The organism is Pontixanthobacter luteolus (assembly GCF_009828095.1).
GTDB lineage: Bacteria > Pseudomonadota > Alphaproteobacteria > Sphingomonadales > Sphingomonadaceae > Pontixanthobacter > Pontixanthobacter luteolus.
Genome location: NZ_WTYP01000001.1, coordinates 1,006,118 through 1,024,950, shown reverse-complemented (window position 1 = coordinate 1,024,950; position 18,833 = coordinate 1,006,118). Strand labels below are relative to the sequence as shown.

General features: G+C 57.6%; 21 protein-coding genes. 8 read left to right on the top strand and 13 right to left on the bottom strand.

Going from position 1 to position 18,833, the window contains the following annotated elements:
* Nucleotides 1-35 precede the first annotated feature (35 nt).
* The 5 genes from GRI43_RS04885 to GRI43_RS04865 are packed head-to-tail and all read left to right on the top strand — an operon-like array spanning nt 36 to nt 4,354.
* On the top strand, nt 36-734 hold the full coding sequence (locus GRI43_RS04885; RefSeq protein ID WP_160730643.1) for a peptidylprolyl isomerase: 699 nt from the start codon (nt 36-38) through the stop codon (nt 732-734).
* Nucleotides 735-771: 37 nt separating this feature from the next.
* Complete coding sequence (gene queA, locus GRI43_RS04880; protein ID WP_160729933.1) at nt 772-1,800, top strand: tRNA preQ1(34) S-adenosylmethionine ribosyltransferase-isomerase QueA; 1,029 nt, start codon at nt 772-774, stop codon at nt 1,798-1,800.
* A gap of 39 nt (nt 1,801-1,839) precedes the next feature.
* Nucleotides 1,840-2,628 carry a hypothetical protein gene (locus GRI43_RS04875; protein WP_160729932.1) on the top strand — a complete coding sequence of 263 codons (789 nt, stop codon included), beginning with the start codon at nt 1,840-1,842 and terminating at the stop codon, nt 2,626-2,628.
* A gap of 23 nt (nt 2,629-2,651) precedes the next feature.
* The gene (locus GRI43_RS04870; RefSeq protein WP_160730642.1) at nt 2,652-3,587 is read left to right on the top strand and encodes an ABC transporter ATP-binding protein; all 936 of its coding nucleotides are present in this window, start codon (nt 2,652-2,654) and stop codon (nt 3,585-3,587) included.
* On the top strand, nt 3,587-4,354 hold the full coding sequence (locus tag GRI43_RS04865; protein WP_202391591.1) for an ABC transporter permease: 768 nt from the start codon (nt 3,587-3,589) through the stop codon (nt 4,352-4,354). The genes GRI43_RS04870 and GRI43_RS04865 overlap by 1 nt, the downstream gene beginning before the upstream one ends.
* 2 nt (nt 4,355-4,356) lie before the next feature.
* Here GRI43_RS04865 and GRI43_RS04860 read toward each other — a convergent pair whose 3' ends face one another.
* Nucleotides 4,357-5,184 carry a TSUP family transporter gene (locus GRI43_RS04860; protein ID WP_235903606.1) on the bottom strand — a complete coding sequence of 276 codons (828 nt, stop codon included), beginning with the start codon at nt 5,182-5,184 and terminating at the stop codon, nt 4,357-4,359.
* Here GRI43_RS04860 and tgt point away from each other — a divergent pair.
* Both tgt and GRI43_RS04850 read left to right on the top strand, forming a co-directional pair.
* Nucleotides 5,183-6,322, top strand: a complete 1,140-nt coding sequence (tgt, locus tag GRI43_RS04855) for a tRNA guanosine(34) transglycosylase Tgt (RefSeq protein WP_160729930.1) — start codon at nt 5,183-5,185, stop codon at nt 6,320-6,322. The genes GRI43_RS04860 and tgt overlap by 2 nt on opposite strands.
* 60 nt (nt 6,323-6,382) lie before the next feature.
* Nucleotides 6,383-8,389, top strand: a complete 2,007-nt coding sequence (locus tag GRI43_RS04850) for an alpha/beta hydrolase family protein (RefSeq protein ID WP_235903605.1) — start codon at nt 6,383-6,385, stop codon at nt 8,387-8,389.
* A gap of 55 nt (nt 8,390-8,444) precedes the next feature.
* On the opposite strand, the gene rpsD is transcribed toward GRI43_RS04850, so the two are convergent.
* On the bottom strand, nt 8,445-9,059 hold the full coding sequence (gene rpsD / locus GRI43_RS04845; RefSeq protein WP_160729929.1) for a 30S ribosomal protein S4: 615 nt from the start codon (nt 9,057-9,059) through the stop codon (nt 8,445-8,447).
* 216 nt (nt 9,060-9,275) lie between these two features.
* On the opposite strand from rpsD, the gene GRI43_RS04840 reads away from it, so the two are divergent.
* Nucleotides 9,276-9,587: a chorismate mutase gene (locus GRI43_RS04840; protein WP_160729928.1), complete on the top strand. Its 312-nt coding sequence runs from the start codon at nt 9,276-9,278 to the stop codon at nt 9,585-9,587.
* A gap of 122 nt (nt 9,588-9,709) precedes the next feature.
* On the opposite strand, the gene GRI43_RS04835 is transcribed toward GRI43_RS04840, so the two are convergent.
* The 11 genes from GRI43_RS04835 to GRI43_RS04785 all read right to left on the bottom strand — a co-directional run bounded on the left by GRI43_RS04835 (nt 9,710) and on the right by GRI43_RS04785 (nt 18,787).
* Nucleotides 9,710-9,982: a hypothetical protein gene (locus GRI43_RS04835; protein WP_160729927.1), complete on the bottom strand. Its 273-nt coding sequence runs from the start codon at nt 9,980-9,982 to the stop codon at nt 9,710-9,712.
* 35 nt (nt 9,983-10,017) lie between these two features.
* Nucleotides 10,018-10,299: a hypothetical protein gene (locus GRI43_RS04830; protein ID WP_160729926.1), complete on the bottom strand. Its 282-nt coding sequence runs from the start codon at nt 10,297-10,299 to the stop codon at nt 10,018-10,020.
* A gap of 94 nt (nt 10,300-10,393) precedes the next feature.
* Nucleotides 10,394-11,119, bottom strand: coding sequence for an RNA methyltransferase (locus GRI43_RS04825; protein WP_160729925.1), 726 nt, complete (start codon nt 11,117-11,119; stop codon nt 10,394-10,396).
* Entirely contained in the window at nt 11,103-11,594 is a 492-nt protein-coding gene (gene nrdR / locus GRI43_RS04820; protein ID WP_160729924.1) for a transcriptional regulator NrdR, read from the bottom strand. Before nrdR ends, GRI43_RS04825 begins: the two co-directional genes overlap by 17 nt.
* Nucleotides 11,595-11,804: a hypothetical protein gene (locus tag GRI43_RS04815; RefSeq protein ID WP_160729923.1), complete on the bottom strand. Its 210-nt coding sequence runs from the start codon at nt 11,802-11,804 to the stop codon at nt 11,595-11,597.
* Nucleotide 11,805: 1 nt separating this feature from the next.
* Complete coding sequence (gene glyA, locus GRI43_RS04810; protein WP_160729922.1) at nt 11,806-13,116, bottom strand: serine hydroxymethyltransferase; 1,311 nt, start codon at nt 13,114-13,116, stop codon at nt 11,806-11,808.
* 3 nt (nt 13,117-13,119) lie between these two features.
* The gene (gene rpiB / locus GRI43_RS04805) at nt 13,120-13,557 is read right to left on the bottom strand and encodes a ribose 5-phosphate isomerase B (protein WP_160729921.1); all 438 of its coding nucleotides are present in this window, start codon (nt 13,555-13,557) and stop codon (nt 13,120-13,122) included.
* Nucleotides 13,558-13,630: 73 nt separating this feature from the next.
* On the bottom strand, nt 13,631-15,646 hold the full coding sequence (gene rpoD, locus GRI43_RS04800) for an RNA polymerase sigma factor RpoD (RefSeq protein WP_160729920.1): 2,016 nt from the start codon (nt 15,644-15,646) through the stop codon (nt 13,631-13,633).
* 8 nt (nt 15,647-15,654) lie between these two features.
* A complete protein-coding gene (gene dnaG, locus GRI43_RS04795; RefSeq protein ID WP_160729919.1) occupies nt 15,655-17,547 on the bottom strand; it encodes a DNA primase in 1,893 nt (630 codons plus the stop codon).
* 44 nt (nt 17,548-17,591) lie between these two features.
* Nucleotides 17,592-18,338: a hypothetical protein gene (locus tag GRI43_RS04790; protein ID WP_160729918.1), complete on the bottom strand. Its 747-nt coding sequence runs from the start codon at nt 18,336-18,338 to the stop codon at nt 17,592-17,594.
* The gene (locus GRI43_RS04785) at nt 18,335-18,787 is read right to left on the bottom strand and encodes a GatB/YqeY domain-containing protein (RefSeq protein WP_160729917.1); all 453 of its coding nucleotides are present in this window, start codon (nt 18,785-18,787) and stop codon (nt 18,335-18,337) included. Before GRI43_RS04785 ends, GRI43_RS04790 begins: the two co-directional genes overlap by 4 nt.
* Nucleotides 18,788-18,833: the final 46 nt, after the last annotated feature.

Here is an 18,833-nt window from a genome sequence, read left to right as displayed (position 1 = left end):
TCGGCCATAGAAATTACCAGATTGACGGGATATTGATGTTTAAACACCTGATCGCCACCAGCGCATTCGCTGCGCTTGCTTTCACTTCCGGCCAGGCTTTTGCCCAAGACGAGGCCCCGGTAGTCGATGAAAGCGTGGAAACGGCGAACCTTCCCAAGCAATATGCGCCGATCAATTACAATGTGAACGAGGATCGCGAGAATATCCTCGTTCTCGATCTTTCCAATGGTCGCCGCGTGCAGGTCCGGTTGATGGAACAATGGGCGCCCAAGCATGTTCAGCGGATTAAGACGCTTGCTCGCCAGGGTTTCTACGACGGGATCATTTTTCACCGCGTGATCGAAGGGTTCATGGCCCAGACCGGTGACCCGACCGGCACGGGCCAAGGCGGTTCCGAACTTCCCGATCTGGAGGCGGAATTCAATCCGATGCCGCATGTTCGCGGAACGCTCTCCATGGCACGTGCACAGTCGGAAGACAGCGCCAACAGCCAGTTCTTCATCAATTTCTACCCGCGTTTCTCGCTGGATAAGCGCTACACCAATTTCGGCCGGGTCATTTCCGGTATGGACGCAGTGGATGCGATCAACCGCGGCGAACCGCCGGCGAACCCGACCCGTATTTTACAGGCATCGATCGGCTCGGATAACAAGCCCGTGCCTGCGCCAGAGCCGGTCGCTCAGCCCGAGCAGGAAATAACTTCCGACATGCTCAGCGCCCCGATCGAGGGTTAGGCTTCACATACCATCGCAGTGCAGATAGGGCCGCGCCATGCGTGTCGACCTGTTTGATTTCGAGCTTCCCCAGGAACGGATAGCCTTGCGCCCGGTATCGCCTCGCGATGCTGCCAAGATGCTTGTGGCCGACAAGGATTCAGACCTTCTCGACGTTCATGTGCGCGATTTGCCGTCATTCCTGAACCGCGGCGATGTGCTGGTGTTCAACGATACCAGGGTCATTCCTGCTCAGCTGGAGGGCGTTCGCGGAGAGGCAAAGATCGGTGCGACGCTGCACAAGCGGATCGATCTGCGCCGGTGGCAGGCATTCATTCGCAACGCCAAACGGCTGAAGGAAGGTGACCGGATTGCATTTCCCAGCGAGGTGTTTGCGATGGCGGAGCGCCGCCACAATGACGGCAGTTTCACTCTCGCCTTCGAAGGGGACGAACCGGTCGAGACGCTGCTCGAGCGCGCTGGCCGGATGCCGCTCCCCCCGTACATCGCAGGAAAACGGCCGACCGACGAACGGGACAAATCGGACTACCAGACTATTTTTGCGAAAGAGGATGGCGCTGTCGCAGCCCCAACCGCAGCGCTTCACTTCACCGATGCCTTGCTACGGGCGCTCGATGATCGGGGAGTGGTACGCGAGACGCTGACGTTGCATGTTGGTGCCGGGACCTTTTTGCCGGTCAAGGCTGACGATACGGACGATCACGCCATGCATGCGGAATGGGGCCGCATCGACGCAGATACCGCGGCCCGGCTCAATGCGGCCAGGGTGGCGGGTAACCGGGTTATCGCTGTCGGTACGACCAGCCTCAGATTGCTTGAAAGCGCGGCTGACGAGCACGACGTCATTCAGCCGTTTGCAGGCGACACATCGATTTTCATCACTCCCGGCTACCGGTTCAAGGCAATCGACGGTCTGATGACCAATTTCCATCTGCCTAAATCGACGCTTTTCATGCTTGTCAGCGCACTTATGGGTCGGGACCGTATGCAGGCAGTCTACGCCCAGGCGATTGAGAGTAATTATCGCTTTTATAGCTACGGGGATTCGTCTTTATTGTTGCCTTGAACTTGCAAAGAATGGAAATTGGCAAGGGGGGAAGAATAGATGCTGTCTTCGATCTCGGTTCCGCTGTCCGCTGAAGGGAACAGCTTTCCCAGCGACGATGACATTCGCGCCGCGATGCAGGCAATTGGACTGGTGACGCGTTACGATCCTGCGAAGGAGAGCAGGGACGGCAAGAAAACACGCATAAGTGATGATGGTAAAGACAAACTGGTGCTGGTCGGATCGGGCGAACACCACAAGGATTTGGCCAAGCGAAATCTAGATGCAGGTGAGCATGCCGTTTTCTCCAAGGAGATTGAAAAGTATTCTGTCTTCTGCGGAGCGCATGTCCCGACCAAGTCGAATGTCTTTGTAACCCGAGTTACGGAAGGCGCGATCACCGTCTGGTGCCAGCAATCCAGCCTTCGTGGGATTGTAGATGTCACCGGAGTACTGGTTGCGAAGCTTCGTGATCGCGGAAAATTCCCATTCATCGACCTTACCGAGTGGGAGAAAATTTCAGCTCCGGTCTCGGCTTACAGCGGCGGCGAGGCCAAACGTCTCGCGACGGGAACAATCGAGCGGGGCAAATTCGAAACGTTCTTCGAGACGCGCAAATGGGATATTCTCCTGCTGTTGGTGCTCGGTATCCTGTTTGCGGCAACACTTATCAGCGCAAGTGGATCAACGACGGTTGAAGGCGCTGACAATTGGTGGACCGTGTTCTCCAAGGCGACCTGGCCATCCTTTGGGATTGCGGTCTTGACGCTGTCGGCAACACTTTGTTTCTCATTTTTGTCGACAATCGTGAAGAAGGTTGCTTGGACTTGGGAAGAGGGCAATTCCTGAAACAAGAGCAATGGTCGGGTGATGTGACGCAGCCAATTCTAGAAATCGCGAATCTGACCAAAAAATACCCTGGCGGGCTGACCGCTTTGGACGATGTCGATCTGACCGTTCACAAGGGCGAGATTTTTGCGCTGCTCGGACCGAATGGAGCGGGCAAGACCACGCTGATCGGTGCGGTTTGCGGGCTTGTCCGGCCAAGTGGCGGGACGATCCGTGCGTTCGGGCATGATCTTGCAACAAACTGGCGCTCGGCCCGTGCCCGGATCGGGTTGGTGCCACAGGAACTGTCGACCGACATGTTCGAGCAGGTTCAGCGTGCGGTGGCGTATTCGCGCGGTTTGTTCGGCCTCCCGGCGGACCCCGCGCGGATCGAGGAAATACTGCGCTCGCTCAGCCTGTGGGACAAGCGCAAGGAACAAATTCGTGCATTGTCAGGCGGGATGAAACGCCGGGTCCTGATCGCCAAGGCGCTGGCGCATGAGCCAGACCTGCTTTTCCTCGACGAACCAACCGCAGGGGTCGATGTCGAATTGCGGCGCGACATGTGGAAACTGATCGGTGAAATGCGTGAACGCGGGGTCACCATCATTCTGACCACCCACTACATCGAAGAGGCCGAGGAAATGGCCGACAGGGTCGGTATCATTCGCAATGGCAAGATCCTGATGGTGGATGACAAGGCATCAATGATGCGCCGTCTGGGAAGCACAGAGGCGGTCATCGAAATGAAGCAACCTCTGACTGATATCCCCGATGCATTGTCGAAATATCCGCTAACTTTGACGGCGGGCGGCATCCACCTGCGCTACCGCGGCGGGGACGGTAGCGGTCTTGGCCGGGCAGAGGTCGCACAGGTTACAAGGCATCTTGCGATTTCCGGGATTGAATATGTCGGCATCGATATCCGCGATTCCAGCCTGGAAGATATTTTCGTCGGACTGGTGGAGGAAAGCGCGTGATGGGTTTCAACCTCCGCAGCACATGGGCGATTTACACCCGTGAACTGATGCGCGCGCTGCGCACCGCGTTCCAGTCCATCCTTGCGCCGGTGCTGACGACTTCGCTGTATTTCATCGTGTTTGGCGCGGCGATCGGCGGGCGGATGCCAGACCTCGGCGGTGTTAGTTACGGCGCGTTCATTGTTCCTGGCCTGCTGCTGCTCACGCTTCTGAGTGAGAGCACTTCGAACGCCAGCTTCGGGATTTACATGCCCCGGTTCACCGGCACGATTTACGAGCTGCTGTCCGCGCCTGTCGGGGTTGCGGAGACGCTGGTCGGGTTCGTCGGTGCCGCTGCGACCAAATCACTTATTCTGGCGGCGATAATCCTTACGACTGCCTTGTTGTTCGTGGATTACACCATCGCCCATCCAATCCTGGCGATCGGCTACATAATGCTCGTCGCGGCGAGTTTTTCGCTGTTTGGTTTCATTCTGGGAATCTGGGCGGACAGTTTCGAGAAGCTCGGGATTATTCCGCAGCTGATCCTCTTGCCGCTGACATTTCTTGGCGGCACATTCTATTCAATCGACATGCTGCCGGAGCCGTGGCGCACAGCCGCGCTGTTCAATCCCATTGTGTATCTGGTGAACGGGCTTCGGTGGACGTTCTATGGCGCCTCCGACGTCAATATCTGGGTGTCCTTCGGCCTGACGCTGGGTTTCCTCGCGATCTGCGTCACGATCATCACCATCATTTTCAAGACGGGATGGCGCCTTCGCGCCTGATGTCACGCGGCGAGCAAGTCCCACAGGATCTTGCCGGTCAGGCCAAGAGACGCGACGATCATCAGCGGACGGATCAATTTTGCCCCGTGCCGCATGGCGAAACGTGAACCGATGAAACCGCCGATCATGGCCCCTGCTGCCATCGCCAGGCCAAGCAGCCAGACCATTTTTCCGCCCAGTGTGAACACAATCACCGCTGCCCAATTGGTCGTTGCGTTGAACAGCTTGGCATTGGCAGTTGCCCGCGTCAGGCCCTGTCCGCGCAAACCGACGAGGCTCGCGGTGAAGAACTGGCCAGTACCGGGTCCGAAGAATCCGTCATACAGTGATATAGTTCCTGCGACCGGGGCGTAGCTTTTGCGGCTCAACCGCTCATGCGCGTCGTTATCGGTCATTCTGGGCGAGAAAATAACATAGCCAGCCAAGGCGATGAGAAAGACCGGCACGATATACGCCAGCACGCCGGCGGATATCTGCTGGATCAGAATGGCACCGATGGCCGACCCGAAAAACACCAGGCCGACGAGCGGGAGATTCCGCCGGATCTCCACCAGACCGCCCCGCCAGTAAGACCAGCAGGCGGTGCTCGTCCCGAAGACCGATTGCAGCTTGTTCGTTCCGATAGCGAGGTGCGGGGGCAGGCCTGCCGCGAGCAATGCGGGCATCATCACCAGCCCGCCGCCCCCGGCGATAGAGTCGATGAATCCGGTCAGAATAGCGACACCGAACATCGTCACGATCAACCAGGTTTCGGGTGTGAAGCTCTCGATCATTTGCCCGCTGTGGCCGCTGGCGCTAAGGGCCGCAAGCCCCATCAAAGACAGGCCCATGACAGACCAGACCCCAGACAGATTCTCGTTCTCAATATCAGCGACAGATGGAAAGGCCCGCACCGGCCTGATTCAGATGAAACGCGGCGACATTCGAACGCCTGCCTTTATGCCGGTGGGAACCGCGGCGACTGTCAAGGCGCTGAAGCCGGAAACGGTGCGCAAGACCGGCGCGGACATCATTCTGGGCAACACATACCATCTGATGCTGCGTCCGGGTGCCGAACGCGTAGCCCGCTTGGGCGGCTTGCATAAATTCATGAACTGGCACCGGCCCATTTTGACTGATAGCGGCGGCTATCAGGTGATGAGCCTTTCGGACCTGCGCAAATTGACCGAAGAAGGGGTCGAGTTCCGCAGTCACCTCGACGGATCGAAGCATATGCTGACCCCGGAACGATCGATGGAAATCCAGCGCCTGCTGGGCTCGGACATTGTCATGGCATTCGATGAATGTCCCCGGGCGGACCAACCGCGCGATGTTATCGCGAGTTCCATGGAAATGAGCATGCGGTGGGCGAAACGCAGCCGCGACGGGTTCGATTCCGGCGAAGAACACGCCTCACGTTCAGCCCTGTTCGGTATCCAGCAGGGCGCTCTGGATCAGGAACTGCGCAAACGAAGCGCCGATGCGCTCACCGATATCGGCTTCGATGGCTATGCGATTGGCGGACTTGCGGTGGGGGAAGGGCAGGAAGCCATGTTCGCCACGCTTGAATTCGCGCCTGATCAATTGCCCCACGACCGTCCGCGCTACCTCATGGGCGTGGGCAAGCCGGATGATCTGGTCGGCGCGGTGGAGCGCGGCGTGGATATGTTCGATTGCGTGCTGCCCAGCCGGTCAGGCCGCAATGGTCAGGCATTCACCTGGAACGGTCCGATCAATCTACGCAACGCCCGCTTTGCAGAGGATCAGCAACCGCTCGACAGCCGCTGTTCGTGCGATACCTGCGCAACCTATAGCAGGGCGTATCTGCATCATCTGGTGAAATCGCAGGAAATTCTCGGCGCGATGCTGATGACCGAGCATAATATAGCGTTTTATCAGCAACTGATGCAGGCAATGCGCGATGCAATCCAGATCGGGAAGTTCAAGGAATTTGCCGCGAAATTCCGAAGCGATTATTTTTCCAAATAGGCTCTTGTCTCAAAGATTTACCTTCTTATGATCCCGCAATCACAGATTTGGGGGTCCTAATTGCATAAGTTTGAAAAAGTTTCACGGGCAGCAGTGGCAGCGGGCCTGGCCCTGATCAGTCTTTCACCTCTGGCCGCTCAAACGCTGGAAGATGATGCGGCGCGGTTCGGGGCTCGGCAGTCGATCCTGAGTATAAGCCTGTCTCCCTCTGGTGACAAAATTGTCTATATTTCACCGAATGGCACCAGCGGTGAGAAGGTCATGCTGGTGGATCTGGATGCACAGGGCCCCATCACACCGAAAACCCTGCTGGCGGACAATACACCCAACGTGGATATCGATTCGTGTATGTGGGCCACTGATCAGAATCTGGTTTGTTACCTGTATTCTATTGTGGAGGATTCATCGGGCCGGCTGCTCGGGTTCGAGCGTGCCATCGGCGTTAACATTGAGAGCGGTGAGGCGACAAAGCTGACGGCAGAAACGTCTTCGAGGGCGCTGTATACCTCACAACGCGGCGGATCGATTGTTGCCTTCGATGTTGAAACTGAACCAGATAAAATCGCAATGACCCGCGCCTGGGTTGAGGAATGGACGAATAACACAAGGCTTGCGAACACGAAAAGCGGTCTAGGTGTCGATCTTGTAGATGTGAATACCGGCAAACGGGACACCATCGAGCAGCCCGACGAGAGCGCCGTGGCCTATATCGCTGATGACAAGGGAAGAATCAGGTTGAAGGTCTTGGTCGCTACCGACAATCGTGGGCGCTCGCTCGGCAGACGGGTTTATCTATATCGCCCCGCCGATAGTGATGACTGGGAGCGTTTGTCGACAGCGGTGTTCGATGGCGTTGGATCACAAGGATTTCGTCCGGTTGCTATCGATTCGGGCAAAGATGTCGCCTATGGCTTCATGGATCAGGATGGATTTACTGGCGTATATTCGCTTGGCTTGAGCGCAGATAGCAGCCCGAAACCGGTGAAGGTGCGTGACGACGTCGATGTGGATTCTCTTGTCAGGATCGGGCGCCAGCGCCGCGTCGTCGGGGTCAGCTACGCAACCGAAAAACGGAGAGTCGAATTTTTCGACGATAATCTGGCCAACTTAACCGGGCAGTTGCAAAATGCGTTGCCCGGAAACCCCGCGGTAGGTGTGGCCGGTGCAAGCGCCGATGAACAGAAGTTGCTGATTATTGCTTCCAGTGATGTTGATCCCGGCATGGTTTATCTCTTCGACAAGAACGGCTCGAAACTTCAGGAATTGCTTCCGTTGAGGAATGCCCTTTCAGGCCAGGATATGGCTGAAATGAAGCCAGTGACTTTTCCTGCACGGGACGGAACCGAGATACCCGGCTACCTGACCTTACCAAACGGTCCGGCCAAATCGAATCTACCTGCAATCGTCTTGCCTCATGGCGGGCCAAGTTCCCGCGATGAATGGGGATTTGACTGGCTGGTGCAGTTCTTTGCAGCTCGGGGTTACGCCGTCCTTCAGCCAAATTATCGCGGTTCATCGGGGTATGGCCGCGCATGGTTTGGCAGAAATGGATTCAAGAGCTGGAACACAGCGGTCAATGATATCAACGATGCCGGAAACTGGCTCGTCAGCGAAGGCATCGCAGACGGCAGCAAAATGGCAATTGTTGGCTGGTCATACGGTGGATACGCAGCGCTTCAATCGCAGGTTGTTTCAGGCAATCCGTATGGTGCGGTTGTGGCAATTGCTCCGGTAACAGATCTCGAGAAACTGAAGAATGATAGCCTGGGTTTCACGAACGAAAGGATCATGCGTGAATTCATTGGGGCGGGCCCGCACATCAAGGAAGGTAGCCCTGCACAGAACGTCGATCGTTTCACCAGCCCGGTACTGATGTTCCACGGTACATCTGACCAGAATGTAGAGGTCAGGCAGTCACGCCATATGGCTGACAGACTGAAAGATGCAGGCAAGCCTGTCGATTATGTCGAATATGAAGATTTGGCACACAACCTCTCGGACAGTGCTGCACGCGCCGACATGCTGCAACGCATCGGCGTATTCTTGGATCAAAACCTGGGCGACTGAAAAAGAAAGGGCGGCCCCGAGAGGCCGCCCTTCCTGAATTCGAGATTGGTACCGATCAGCGCGAATAGAATTCGACGACCAGGTTCGGTTCCATTGTGACCGGGTAAGGTACTTCGTCCAGCTTGGGCACGCGGGTGAAGGTGACCTTGTCGTTGCCATCCGTAGCAACGTAGTCGGGAACATCACGCTCAGGCAGGCTCTGGGCTTCGATAACCAGCGCCATTTCCTTGGCCTTGTCGCCCAGGCTGATCACGTCACCGACGTCGCAGCGGCGGCTTGCGATGTTGCACTTAACACCGTTCACGCGAATATGGCCGTGCGACACGATCTGACGTGCAGCAAAGATCGTCGGAGCGAACTTCGCGCGGTATACGATCATGTCGAGGCGGCGCTCGAGAAGGCCGATGAGATTCTGGCCGGTATCGCCCTTGATCGCAGTCGCTTCCTTGTAGGTGCGGCGGAACTGCTTCTCGGTTACGTCACCGTAATAACCTTTGAGCTTCTGCTTGGCGCGCAGTTGCAGGCCGAAGTCGCTCATCTTGCTCTTGCGGCGCTGACCGTGCTGGCCGGGGCCGTAGGAACGCTTGTTTACCGGGCTGTTTGGACGACCCCAGATGTTTTCACCCATCCGGCGGTCGAGTTTGTACTTGGCGCTTTTGCGCTTCGACATAAGTCTTTCCTTCAATCTGCAATCGCTGCCCCAGCGGCAGCGCTTTAACCCGGTATCGCTCCGTCAGATCGACCAAATAGATGATGGTATCTAACGCGGCTGCCGCTTCACCGGGATACGGAGCCAATTGCGAAGCGCGCGAATAGCAGGATCAGTCATCAGGTCAAGCGATAACACACTCGACAAACTAGCCGCAAAAGGGCAGGGCGCGCGTCGATGAATGACCAAGCTAAAGCCCCCTCAGACTGTCAGACAATGATCGATGTGCGCGCCGGGGTCGATGCGACCGATCGCGCATTGGTGGATCTGCTCGAAACCCGTTTCGGATATATGCGTGCAGCGGCACGCATTAAGACGGAGCAAAGCGCGGTAAGAGACGAAGACCGCAAGGCGGCCGTGATTGACGCTGTGCGTCAAAGGGCGGCAAAGGCGGGCATTCCGGCTGACGCATTGGCAGAGATATGGGACAGCCTGGTCGAAACCTCCATCGCCTACGAAATGACCGAGTGGAAACGCTTGCGTCGATAGGATTCCGCTGATTTTTGCCTCAGCTGTGCCTGAATTCACCTCACGAAAACAGAAACAGCCCCGGGGCATGCCGGGGCTGCTGTATCTTTTCCGCCATCAATGTGACTTGTCAGCAAGTGATGTTACTGGTTGCCCGCAGCATCATTCACACGGCGACGAGCCTGTTCAAAGTTGTCAGAAGTGTCCTGCTCGTATTTCCGCCATTCCTCGGCTGTACGGCACACTTTGCGCTTTGCCAGACGCGAACCTGTAATCGTTTCGATCCGGCAGACTTTTGCTTCTTTAGCTTCTTCGTCTTTTGCCTCGGCGCTGGCCGCTGCGTTCGAATCCAGTGCCAGAGCTGGGGCTGCGATACTGAATGCCGCAAGGGCGGCAAGGGGGAGTGCTATTTTCATCGTGTTTTCCTATAAATGAATTGAGTGCGGGAGGCCTATTTGGCTGTATCTGCAACTCTTGACCTCGCACGCTTAAATTCCATGCGTGTTTCTCTTTTATGACGCCGCCAACCTTCTGCGGTTTTGCAGTCTTCCCGAGTTCTCAAGCGGGAACCAGCGATTGTCTGCCGTTTGCAAATCAGTGTCTTATCATCTGCAGGAGTGAGATCATCCTGCGGATCAACACTTTCGGACGTTGCCTCGACTACCCCCATATCAGCAGTCGAAATGGCTGCCTGCACAGATGCAATTGCAACAAAGATTGCGAGCGTGCTCATAGAAACATGGTAACCCCGCAGCCTGTTCCAAGTCAAGTTGAGCGCTTACAGCACCTTAGCTCCGAAGCGAAACCTCGAGGTTGGGGACCTCTCGTCAGGTTCTGTCGCGCCGCGAAAGCGAGGAGAGCACGCCTCGTAGGGTACGCACTTCCAAATGATTCCAGCCTGGACGGGTCAGCACATTTCGTAAGGTTCTGCGGGTGGCATCGGACCGTGACGGCGGCAGGAAATATCCCTTCGGCTCCAGCATGGCTTCCAGGTGTCCGATCAATCCATCCAGTTCCGCTTGTTCGGCGGCGGGCAGCACTTCTTCAAGCGTCGGCTGTTTCAGCGACTGGGTCTTGGACCATTCATAAGCGCACAGAATTACCGCCTGTGCGAGATTGAGAGAGCCAAACTCCGGGTTGATCGGTACTGTCAGAATTGCGCGCGCCATCGCTACGTCTTGTGTATCCAAACCTGACGCTTCCCGACCGAACAAGATCGCGGATCGCCCGGATTCCGCGATGATCTGACCCGCCGCCTGTTCGGGCGTCACCACCGGTTTGGAATCGCCGCGTTTGCGCACAGTTGTCGCAAAGATAGTGGTGCAGTCGGCGACCGCTTCGGCAGTCGAGCCGAAAATTTGCGCCTGATCGAGCACGATATCCGCTCCGGCGGCAGCCGGGCCAGCGCTCGGGTTAGGCCAGCCATCCCGCGGCTCAACCATTCTCAGTTCAGTCAGCCCGAAATTGAGCATCGCTCTGGCGACCTTGCCGATGTTTTCGCCCAATTGAGGGCGCACCAGAACAATGACGGGTGATTTAGCCTGCTGCGGCATCGGATTCTTCAGCGCCGGCTCCGGCGACTTCCTGAACGGTGCTGGCGAACTCCTCGAAATCTCTAGCTTCGCTGAAATCGCGGTAGACGCTCGCAAACCTGATATAGGCGACGCTGTCGAGTTGGCGCAGCCCGTCCATTACCATTTCACCCAGGCGGGAGGACGGGATTTCGCTCTCACCGGCGGTTTCCACCTGGCGCTGGATACCCGAGATCAATTGATCGATCCGCTCTTGCGACACATCGCGTTTGCGGCATGCCAGAGCCACGGATTGCTCAAGCTTCGACCGGTCGAAAGCCTGCCTGCGATCGCCGCTTTTCACGATCGTCACTTCACGCAATTGCACGCGTTCAAAAGTTGTAAAGCGTGCGCCGCAGCTGGTGCATTGACGGCGCCGACGGATCGAGGCGTTATCCTCTGTCGGTCTGCTGTCTTTTACCTGGCTGTCTTCATGCGCGCAGAACGGGCATCGCATCTATTTCTTGATCCTGTTCCACAACGCATAGCCTGCACCGGCGGCAAGGCCGATCGGCCATGTCACGACCGGCAGCAATGCGCCGCCAAGCGCACCGATTGCCGCGCCTGCGAGCACAGGCTTGGTCGATGGATGAGCCATGCCCTGTTTCGCCATTCCGGCAATTTCAGTTCGGGCATCGTCGACCAGATCTGGTTCTTTGTCTTTCATCTTACATTCCCGGGTAAACTGGGAAGGCTGCGCACAGTTCAGAAACGCGGTTGCGAACCGATTCCTCTATCTGGGCGTCACCTTCGGGGCCGTTTTTAGAAAGCCCTTCTACCACTTCAGCGATCAGCGCGCCAATCTTACGGAACTCAGCCGGGCCAAAACCACGGGTTGTTCCTGCCGGGGTACCGAGACGAATGCCACTGGTCACGAACGGGCTCCGGGTGTCGTACGGGATGCCGTTCTTGTTGCAAGTCAACCATGCCCGGTCGAGGCCCTTTTCAGCTGCCTTGCCAGTAACGTCCTTGGACGTAAGGTCGACCAGCATGGAATGGTTGTCCGTGCCGCCCGAGACAATCCGCAGGCCGTTTTCTTCAATGCTTGCCGCCAGCGCCCGGGCATTCTCAACCACGCTTGCGGCGTAGGTCTTGAATTCGGGCCGCAATGCCTCGCGAAATGCGACTGCCTTCGCAGCAACGATATGCATCAGGGGGCCGCCCTGCATGCCGGGGAAGACAGCCATGTTGATCGGCTTTGTCAGGTCTTCATCGTTCCACAAGATAATGCCCGAACGCGGCCCGCGAAGGCTTTTGTGCGTGGTGCTGGTAACGACGTGTGCATGCGGGAAGGGCGAAGGGTGCGCGCCACCGGCAACCAAGCCGGAGATATGGCTCATATCAACCATCAGATAGGCGCCAACCTCGTCAGCGACCTTGCGGAATGCGGCCCAGTCCCACTCGCGCGAGTAGGCGGTGCCGCCCGCGATTATGAGTTTCGGTTTGTGCTCTTTTGCAATCGCCATGACCTGATCCATGTCGATGCGCTCGTCTTCCTTGCGCACACCGTATGCGACGGGATTGAACCACTTGCCGCTCATATTGACGGGGGAACCATGGGTCAGGTGCCCGCCCGAATTCAGGTCGAGGCCCATGAAAGTGTCGCCGGGCTCAAGCAGCGCGAGAAATACCGCCTGGTTCATTTGAGAACCGCTGTTGGGCTGGACGTTTGCAAATTCGCAGCCAAACAATTCCTTCGCCCGGTCAATTGCCAGTGTCTCCACGACATCAGCATAGTCGCAGCCGCCGTAATACCGTTTGCCGGGATAACCCTCGGCATATTTGTTGGTGAATACGCTCCCTGCAGCTTCCAGCACCGCCTTGCTGGCAATGTTCTCACTCGCGATGAGTTCAATCTTGTCTTGCTGGCGCTTCAATTCGTTGGCGACGGCGCCCGCGATCTCCGGATCGGCGGTGGCAAGGTCGTCATGCCAGAAACGATGCATAATGTCGGTGCTGGTGGCTTCGGCAGTGCTCATGGATCAGACCTTTGGGTTGGAAAGCTTGTCTACGCGGCGTTGGTGACGGCCGCCGGCAAATTCTGTTTCAAGGAAGGCGCTGACACAGGCCTTGGCCATGTCGCTGCCTGTCAGACGGGCGCCGATCGCGATGCAGTTCGCGTCGTTATGTTCGCGGGCGAGGGCTGCACTCAGCGGTTCGGAGACCAGAGCGCAGCGAACAGCAGGGTTGCGATTGACCGACATCGAAATGCCAATTCCGCTGCCGCATAGTGCGATACCGCGTTCGGCAGTCCCGTCAGCCACCACCCCGGCAAGGCTGTATCCAAAGTCGGGATAATCGACGCTGTCATTGGTGTCCGGCCCGAGGTCCGCAACCTCGTGGCCCTGTTCGATCAGCCACTCGCGCAGCTCGGCTTTCAGGTCGAGCGCGGCGTGGTCGGAGGCGATGGCGATTTTCATGCGCTGCACATAGAGAAATGGCCCGCTGATTGCCAGCGGGCCATGTTCGAAATCACCAACAGGTTTGAAAGAATTACTGGTCGAGGAACGACCGCATCTTTCTGCTGCGGCTAGGGTGCTTCAGCTTCCTGAGCGCCTTCGCCTCGATCTGACGGATGCGTTCCCGGGTGACCGAGAATTGCTGGCCGACTTCTTCAAGCGTGTGGTCAGTGTTCATACCGATACCGAAGCGCATCCGCAGCACGCGCTCTTCACGCGGGGTGAGGGATGCCAGAACGCGGGTAACGGTTTCTTTCAGGTTGGCCTGAATTGCCGCATCCACCGGGATAATGGCGTTCTTGTCTTCGATGAAATCGCCGAGATGCGAATCTTCTTCGTCACCGATCGGCGTTTCCAGGCTGATGGGTTCCTTGGCGATCTTCATCACCTTGCGAACCTTCTCAAGCGGCATCGAGAGACGCTCGGCCATTTCTTCCGGTGTCGGCTCACGGCCCTGCTCGTGCAGGAACTGGCGGCTCGTGCGGACCAGCTTGTTGATCGTCTCGATCATGTGGACCGGAATACGGATTGTTCGTGCCTGATCGGCAATCGAGCGGGTGATCGCCTGACGGATCCACCACGTTGCATAGGTGCTGAACTTGTAACCGCGGCGGTATTCGAACTTGTCGACCGCCTTCATCAGGCCGATGTTGCCTTCCTGAATAAGATCAAGGAATTGCAGGCCGCGATTGGTGTATTTCTTGGCGATGGAAATAACCAGGCGCAGGTTTGCCTCAACCATTTCCTTCTTCGCGATACGTGCTTCGCGCTCGCCCTTCTGCACCATATTCACGATGCGGCGGAATTCGGGCAGTGACATACCGGTCTGGCTGGCAATGTCCGCAATCTCTGCGCGGATACGCTCGACTGCATCGGCTTCCTTCTCTGCGAAGGCCGCCCATTTCTTGTCTTTCTTGACCCGGTCTTTCAGCCAATTGTCGTCCATCTCGTTGCCGATATAGGCGTCGAGGAAGTCGATCCGCTTGACCTTGTGGCGTTCGGCAAGGCGCAGCATCTGGCCGCCAAGCGCAGTCAGGCGGCGATTGAACGCGTACAGATTGTCGACCAGGAATTCGATCTTGGTCGCGTGGAATTGGACGCTTTCGACCTCGGCAGTGAGGTCTTCGCGCATCTTCTCGTATTTCTTTTCCTTAGCGGCAGGAAATTCGAGACCAGCGCCGAGCGTTTCGACGCGTTCGGCCTGCAGTTTTTCGAACTTCTTGAACATGCTCGTGATGCGGGCAAAGGTTTCGAGTGCTTCCGGTTTGAGAGCGGCTTCCATCTGCGCGAGGGAAAGGGTGTTGTCCTCTTCCTCCTCATCGTCGCGTTTCTTGGATGAACCTTCTTCGCCGTCTTCGTCATCGTCCGAATCTTCATCGGAATCGTCGTCATCGTCGCGGATGTCGACGCCAGCGGTTTCCTCGGAAATCTCGCCGTCATCATCCTCGTTTTCCTCTTCCATCTTGTCGACGGGAGGTTCCTTGGAAAGCATGGCATCGAGATCGAGGATCTCGCGCAGCTGCATTTCCTCGTTATTGAGGGCTTCGGACCAATGGATGATTGCGTGGAACGTGATCGGGCTTTCACAAAGGCCGATGATCATCGTGTCGCGACCGGCCTCGATGCGCTTGGCAATCGCGATTTCACCTTCGCGGCTGAGCAGCTCGACAGCGCCCATTTCGCGCAGATACATGCGGACTGGGTCGTCGGTGCGTTCGCCAGCGGCGAGTTTCTTTGGTCCGGCAGGAGCTTTCTTCGCTTCCTTGCCATCCTTGCCGACGCTGATTTCCTCAACTTCGGATTCCTGTTCCTTCTCGGCCTCGGCCTCTTCATCGTTCTCGACGATGTTGACACCCATTTCGCTGATCGCAGACATCACGTCTTCAATCTGATCGGTGGTCATCTGGTCCTGAGGAAGCGCTTCGTTGAGTTCATCAACCGTGATGTAACCCTTGCGTTTCGCTTTGGTGAGAAGCTTCTTCACCGACGCCTCGTTGAGGTCGATCAGGGGAGCGTCTTCTTTATCCTTGGTCTTCGCTTTGGAGGCCATAAACTTGATCAGTCCGTTTCTTGGTCGCCTTCGCCTGCCTCTGCAGGTTGGCGATCTGAATTTTCCTGAGCTGCGCGGGCAGCCCGTAAACTTACCATTTGCCCGAGTCGCCGCTCAAATTCCAGCTTTCGTTTGAGCAAGCGCTGTTGCTCGGCAAAAGCTCCTTCAGGATCGGTCTCGAAACGTGCGGTGGCCGCCGCAAGCGCAGCTTCCAACGCAGGTCTTTCGACCAGCAGTGACACAGCTTCGGCCAAATCGTCGCAGGCAGCTTTCGGATCGATACCTTCACGCAGGAAGGAGAAACGGGTTTCATCCGGCGGCGCAACGAGGCCGTCAGGCACCAATATGGGAGATGTGTCGCCGGGTTCAAGCATTTCAGCAGCTTCTATCAACGAATCAATTGCCGGCCCGATTCGAGCGTCCTGTCCTGCAAAGTGTGTGAGGCTTTCCGAATGCCGCAAGATTTCCTGCGGAAACCGCGCCAGCCCAGCGACTACTGCAGTCGCCAGATTACCTCTGCTGCCGCCCCCGCTGGCCCGCTTGAGGCGCGCTGCCGCGTCTGCCGATAGCGTTGGTGCCGCCTGCTTGAACCCGCCCGGCTTCCATTCGCGCTTGACCCACGGCTTCTGCTCGCGCGGGGGAAAAGCAAAGGCAGAAAACCGTTCCAGCAATTCGCGCTTGTACAGAGCGCGGATATCCGGGTCCTGTATGGTTTCGACATGTTCGAGGAGGCGCGCTTTCAGTCCCGCCTTGTCCTCTGGCGAACTGAGCGGCTGAACATCGCGTTCATAGGTCCAGATCGTGTCCAGCAAGCTTGCTGCATTATCCAGCAATTCGTCGAGCGCCGCCTTGCCCTTCTGCTTCAGCAGATCATCAGGGTCGAGGCCGCTCGGCAGGCGAACGATACGCAGGGAATGGGCCGGGCGCAGCATCGGCAGTGCACGCGAGATGGCCCGCATCGCCGCGCGCTGGCCCGCCGCATCGCCATCGAAACACAGCACCGGAACCTCCACCATGCGCCACAGCAGTTCCAGCTGGCGTTCCGTGAGCGCGGTGCCCAGCGGCGCAACGGCGTCTTCAATTCCGGCATCGGCGAGGGCGATGACGTCCATATACCCTTCGACCACGATCATGCGGTTGGTCTGGCGCGATGCCGGGCCGGCGCGGTGCAAATTGTAGAGGGTGCGCCCCTTGTCGAACAAAGGTGTGTCCGGCGAATTGAGGTATTTGGGTGCTTTTGTATCGGTTTCCAGAATGCGGCCGCCGAACGCGATCACACGTCCGCGCGCATCATGGATTGGCAGCATCAGGCGCGATCGGAAACGGTCATACGGTTCCTTGTCGTCGACCGCGATACGCAGACCGCCCTCGATCAGCAGCGGCTCTTCATATTCGGACAAGGCGGCTTTCATCGCCTGGCGATCGGGCGGGGCATAGCCGAAACCGAACCGGCCGACCGTATGCGCGCTGAAACCGCGAGACGTCAGATAATCGCGTGCGCCTGCCCCGTCATTGCCTTGCAGATTGGCTGCGAACCAATCCTGCGCGGATTGCATCACGTCATGCAGTCCCGCCCGCTGCTGGGCCATTTGCGCCGCACGCGGATCTGGCGCGGGCATTTCCAGCCCGGCTTCTGCGGCCAGTTCCTTCACCGCGTCCATGAACTGCATACCGCGCTGGTCGGTCATCCAGCGAATTACATCGCCGTGCGCCCCGCAGCCGAAACAGTGGTAGAATCCCTTTTGGTCGCTGACTGTGAAGCTTGGCGATTTTTCGTCATGGAAGGGGCAACAGGCCTTCCATTCATGCCCCGCCTTCTGCAGCTTGGTCGTGCGCATGATGACGCTGGAGAGCGTCACGCGAGCACGCAGCTCGTCAAGCCATTGCGGGGAAAGCGCCATCACCCCTCAATGCGAGGTGATGGCGCCTGATTCAAGGGCTGAGATCAGCGGGCTGTGGAGGGGGCGTTGCAGCCCGCTTCGTATCCTGCGGTTGCTTCGGGATAGGGACCCGGTCCCTTCGCCTCGGTATAGTTGGCGTCGATCGCATACACTGGCGCCGGGCCGGCAGGCGGCAAGGTGGACTGCCAGTAGAATGTCAGCGGTTCCGCCTGTTCCCACTGGTCGCCGGCCGTGCCGGGATTGACCGACCAGATCAGCGCACCGTCGAGGCAGCTGATCACGACGTCCGCCTTGGGACCGATGGCAGCCATTGCCTCAGCCTTGGAATAGCCGACAGCGCCGGTGAAGCCGTGGGCAGGGCGAAGCATCTTAAAGGCAGTCGCCTGTTCGATATCGGACGAATCGTTTCCGTCGCCGCTGCCGGTGTCCTCCTTGTTGTCTTCACCGGGATAAACGACGTGCACATAGGTGTAGACGGTGCCCTTGGGCGCGGTTTTCGGATCGCAAACGTCCATTCCGGCGGGGCACGCCACGAACGATCGGATATCGGCAAAGTTGCCTTCCGCGTTGGCGAGCGTTCCGGTGACCTCGTCACCCTGTGGGCCGACGATTTTCGCGCCCAGTTGAAGATCCATGAAATCGCCAGGTTCCAAAGCCCCGGCAAGCGCAGCGGCTTCACCGTCGGTTGTCGCGGTTTCCAGATCGGTCCGGTCGGTATCGGGTTCCGCCGAACAGGCAGATAATACGGCCGCGGCGGCGGCTGCAGTCAGAAAATGGACGGTCTTGGTCATGTAAGGCTCTCTTTCACCATTGCGCTGGCTTTTGTCATATCCAGTTCAGCGCCGTGGCGGGCCTTTAGTTCCCCCATGACTTTGCCCATATCCTTAATGGAATCAGCAGCTAAGTCCGATTTGATCGCCTCGATTGCAGCGCGGGTTTCTTCCTCGCTCATCTGTTGGGGAAGAAATTCCTCGATTACAGCCAGTTCCGCCTCTTCCTTGGCGGCCAGTTCGTCGCGGCCACCGTCAACATACATGGTTATCGATTCTTTGCGCTGCTTGGCCATTTTCTGCAAAACTTCGGTCACCAGCACATCATCATCAATTTCCTTGGACGAAGTGCGCAGTTCGATGTCGCGGTCCTTGATCTTTGCGCCGATCAGGCGGAGCGTGGCGGTGCGTTCCTTGTTACCTGCCTTCATGGCGGTGATGGTTTCGGCTTTGATGGTGTCACGCAGCATTTTTGAGTTCCTGTGGATGAAATTTGCCGATGGTCGGCGCAAATAG